4 protein-coding genes and 1 pseudogene are annotated in these 3,962 nt (G+C 67.5%); 3 read left to right on the top strand and 2 right to left on the bottom strand.

The features are described 5' to 3' along the window. Nucleotides 1–317 (bottom strand): annotated as a pseudogene (locus VFG33_RS26420) (GNAT family N-acetyltransferase); the annotation flags it as partial. A 24-nt stretch (nucleotides 318–341) separates the two neighbouring features. Between VFG33_RS26420 and VFG33_RS26415 the strand changes: the two are divergent. After that, nucleotides 342–1,268 carry a hydroxymethylglutaryl-CoA lyase gene (locus VFG33_RS26415; protein ID WP_325055656.1) on the top strand — a complete coding sequence of 309 codons (927 nt, stop codon included), beginning with the start codon at nucleotides 342–344 and terminating at the stop codon, nucleotides 1,266–1,268. Here the strand turns inward: VFG33_RS26415 and VFG33_RS26410 are convergent, their stop codons facing one another. Next, nucleotides 1,269–1,922: a TetR/AcrR family transcriptional regulator gene (locus VFG33_RS26410; protein ID WP_325055655.1), complete on the bottom strand. Its 654-nt coding sequence runs from the start codon at nucleotides 1,920–1,922 to the stop codon at nucleotides 1,269–1,271. 142 nt (nucleotides 1,923–2,064) lie between these two features. Here VFG33_RS26410 and VFG33_RS26405 point away from each other — a divergent pair, with 142 nt between their 5' ends. Together VFG33_RS26405 and VFG33_RS26400 are read left to right on the top strand one after the other, a co-directional pair. Beyond that, nucleotides 2,065–2,961, top strand: coding sequence for an ATP-binding cassette domain-containing protein (locus tag VFG33_RS26405; RefSeq protein WP_325055654.1), 897 nt, complete (start codon nucleotides 2,065–2,067; stop codon nucleotides 2,959–2,961). Between the two features lie 37 nt (nucleotides 2,962–2,998). Beyond that, nucleotides 2,999–3,829, top strand: coding sequence for an ABC transporter permease (locus VFG33_RS26400; RefSeq protein ID WP_325055653.1), 831 nt, complete (start codon nucleotides 2,999–3,001; stop codon nucleotides 3,827–3,829). Nucleotides 3,830–3,962: the final 133 nt, after the last annotated feature.

The following is a 3,962-nucleotide window of genomic DNA, read 5'->3' as shown; positions in this document are numbered from 1 at the left end:
TCGGTGGCGGCGAGGCGTTCGGCTGGGTCCGCCAGGGCGGGCGCGAGGAGCATGGCGTCGATCGCGTTCACGCTACGACCCGTGAGTTGCTCGAGGGCGAAGAGGAAGGGCGGGTTCAGCGGCGCGCAGTGGTCACCTGGTGGGAGTTGCTCCGCGACCCAGGCAGGATCGACGTCGGCGGCGACCACGATGTGACCGGTCAGGCCGATCACGCAGGTGTCCCGCTCCGACGGCGCCGGCACGACTGTGACGCCGAGGTCCGGGGCGGGGAAGACACCGCCTTCGATGCCGCGCAGAATGTCAGCCAGAGTTGTCATCACGAGCCATTCTGGAGGTACAGGGTGCGGAAGCCGCAGCGGGCCGGGGCCGAGGGACTGCCCAGCCGGGTGACGATCTACGAGGTCGGGCCCCGGGACGGGTTGCAGAACGAGGACGCGATCGTCGACGTGACGGTGAAGGCCGAGTTCATCCGGCGCCTGGCCGACGCCGGCCTGACCACCATCGAGACCACCAGTTTCGTGCATCCGAAGTGGGTACCGCAGCTCGCGGACGCCGCCGAACTCCTTGCCACGCTCGACCTGCCGGACGGCGTACGGGCTCCCGTGCTCGTGCCGAACGAGCGCGGCCTGGATCGCGCGCTGGAGGCCGGGGTCCGCGAGATCGCGATCTTCGCGAGCGCCACCGAGACCTTCGCGACGAAGAATCTGAACTCCACGCTGGACGAGCAGTTCACCATGTTCGGGCCGACGATCGAGCGCGCGCTGGACGAAGGCTTGGCCGTTCGCGGGTATGTCTCGATGTGTTACGGCGACCCGTGGGAGGGCGACGTCCAGGTCGACCAGGTGGTCAAGGTCGGCGCGAGGCTGGTCGAGCTGGGTTGCCACGAACTGTCCCTCGGCGACACGATCGGCGTGGCCACGCCGGGCCAGGTGATCAACCTGATCGAGGCATTCACCGCGGCGGGCGTGTCCGTGGACAAGCTGGCGGTCCATTTCCACGACACCTACGGGCAGGCCCTCGCGAACACCCTCACGGCTCTGCGAGAAGGCGTCACCACAGTCGACAGCTCGGCGGGCGGCCTCGGCGGCTGCCCGTACGCCGAGAGCGCCACGGGCAATCTGGCTACCGAGGATCTCCTCTGGCAGTTGGACGGCCTCGGCATCGAGACCGGTGTCGACCTGGAGAAGCTCGTCACCACCAGCGTCTGGATGGCCGAGCAACTCGGCAAGCCGTCGCCCAGCCGCGTAGTACAGGCCCTCGCTGGCTGATCAGGTGCGCACAACCGCCTCGATGCTGTCCAGGATGAGGTCCAGGCCGTACTCGAACTCGTTGCCGTAGCTGTACCCCGGCTGCAGGATGTACTCCTTCGTGAACTCGACCAGGTGCGGGTACTCCTCGGCCGAGAACGGCAGCATCATCGTCGCGGTGACCTCCTCCAGGTCCGTGGTGTCGTCGAACGGCAGGTTCACCTCCTGCAGGACGAACCCGTAGATGTAGCTGTCGAGCAGTGAGAAGGCGTGCCCGGCCATCTGGACCGAGAAGCCGGCTCTGCGGCAGGCTCCGATCACGGCGTCGTGGTGCCGCAGGGTCGCCGGGCCAGGCGAGGTCCGGGAGTCCATGATGCTGATCGCCCACGGATGGCGACTCAGGGCCTCGCGGGCCGACACCGCCCGCATCCGCATCGCGGTCCTCCACTCCATCCCTTCGGCCGGCAGGTCGACCTCGGCGAAGACCAGGTCGACCATCCCGTCGAGGATGTCCTCCTTGTTGGCCACGTGGTGGTAGAGCGACATCGCCTCCACGCCGAGCTCTTGGGCGAGCTTGCGCATCGAGAGCGACGCGAGGCCGTCCACGTCGGCCAGCGCCATCGCGGTCGTCAGGGCTCGCTCCCGGCTGAGGGTCGCCCGTGCCTTCTTGGCCATCCCTGGTTTCTCCCTGATCCGAGGCGCTGACGCGCCTGTGTCCTTGACAGCCTTACGCCGTAAGGTTAGCGTACCGATCATCCTTACAGTGTAAGGACGCCTCGATCGGAGGGCCCCTGCAACAGGCATGGAGTGCACTCGCATGATCACCGTCTCCGGACTCACCAAGCACTACGGCAAGCGTCTCGCCGTCCACGACATGAGCTTCGACATCGCCGCCGGCCGCGTGACCGGGTTCGTCGGCCCGAACGGCGCCGGCAAGTCGACCACGATGCGGATGATGGTCGGCCTGACCCGGCCCGACAGCGGCGAAGTCCGCTACCACGGCACCCGCTACACCGAGCTGAAGAACCCGGCCCGGGTGGTCGGATCAGTGCTCGACGCCCGCTGCATGCACCCCGGCCGCACAGCGCGGAACCACCTCCGCGCCGCAGCCGCCCTGAGTGGATTGCCGGCCCAGCGGGCTGAGGAAGTCCTCGCCGAGGTCGGGCTCGAGACGGCAGCTGGCCAACGGGCCGGTGGGTTCTCACTCGGCATGCGCCAGCGGTTGGCGCTGGCCGGCGCGCTGCTCGGCAACCCCGAGGTTCTGCTGCTGGACGAGCCGTCCAACGGTCTCGATCCCGACGGCATCCGCTGGTTGCGTACCTACCTCAGCGACTTCGCCCAGCGCGGCGGCACGGTCTTCGTGTCGAGCCACCTGATCGGCGAGCTGAGCATGTTCGCCGACGACCTCGTCGTGGTCGGTGGCGGCCGGCTGCTCGCCGCGGAGTCGGTCGAATCGATCACCGCCCGCAGCGAAACGACAGTGACCGTGGAGACACCACAGCCGGCCGAGCTTGCCGCAGTACTGGCGTCGCAGGGCGTCCGCGCCTCGGTGTCAGGCAACCGGCTCGTACTGCGAGGGACAAGCAAGGCCGTCGTCTCGCAGCTCGCCTACGACAGCGGGATCCGCCTGGTCGAACTGACCGAGAACTCGCAGTCACTCGAAGACAGCCTGCTCGACCTGACCAGGGCGTCCACCGAGTTCGCAGCCGCCTGATCCGCACGATCCAGACCCAGACTCGAAGGACACCGTCATGACGAGCACGACCGTAGCGATTCCGAGTACCGCCACCCGCGCATCGACCAAGCAACTCGCCACTCGATCCACCGCCGACGACCTCAAAGCCCTTCCAGGAGTGCTGAAGAGCGAGTGGATCAAGATCTCCTCACTCCGGGCGAACAAGGCCATCCTCGGTCTGACCGCAGTAGTCGGAGGCTTCGTCGCCTGGGCAGTCGCGACATTGGTGACCGACGAGGTTCAGACCATCTCCGAGGTCTTCATCTTCTCCACCGTGCTCACCGCGGTGTTCGCCTCGGTCGCTGGAGTCCTGCTGTTCAGTTCAGAGGCTCAGCACGGCACCCTGGCCACCGCCCTGACCGCCCAGTCGGCGCGCTGGGTGATCGTCGCGGCCAAGACGACGATGGCCATTGCCTTCGGACTCGTGCTCGGAGCTGCAGGGATGGTCGCGAGTTTCGGCGGCGCTCTGCTCGGCGGCCTCGAGCTCGGCAGTACCTCGATGATGGTCACGACGACGCTCTGGGGACTGCTCTTCACTGCGCTGTCCGCGGTTCTCGGCCTGGGGATCGGCATGATCGTCCGGCACAGCTCCGGCGCGATCTCGACCCTGCTGGTCTGGGGGCTGGTCGTCGAGAACCTGCTCACGCTCTTCCTGTCCGAGCGGATCTCACGTTTCCTCCCCTTCGTCGCCGGCAACAACCTGCTCGGCATCGAGGGCGAAGGCGCCTTCGCGGAGTCGGCCGCCACTGCCCTCACCAGAGCGCAGGACGCACTCGTCTTCGGGGGCTACACCGCCGTCGCGCTGGCCGTCGGAACCATCCTGCTCTACCGCCGCGACACCAACTGAACAACCTCAACGGGGTCCGGCGGTTCCTACGGCTCGATTGGCCGGCGGATCCGCCGGACCAGGCTTTTGTCGGCGTACTGACCGATCCGGTACGTCGACCAGCCGTCGACCCCGGCAGCCACGGCACCACCGA

It is taken from the genome of Kribbella sp. (assembly GCF_035687465.1).
GTDB lineage: Bacteria > Actinomycetota > Actinomycetes > Propionibacteriales > Kribbellaceae > Kribbella.
Note: the sequence above shows the minus strand (reverse complement) of the source record. Positions and strands in the feature narration are given on the sequence as shown.

What these genes read in the sequence shown, in the direction of transcription:
- VFG33_RS26410 (WP_325055655.1), bottom strand. Translation starts at nt 1,922, where the DNA reads ATGGCCAAGAAGGCACGGGCGACCCTCAGCCGGGAGCGAGCCCTGACG.
- VFG33_RS26405 (WP_325055654.1), top strand. Translation starts at nt 2,065, where the DNA reads ATGATCACCGTCTCCGGACTCACCAAGCACTACGGCAAGCGTCTCGCC.
- VFG33_RS26400 (WP_325055653.1), top strand. Translation starts at nt 2,999, where the DNA reads ATGACGAGCACGACCGTAGCGATTCCGAGTACCGCCACCCGCGCATCG.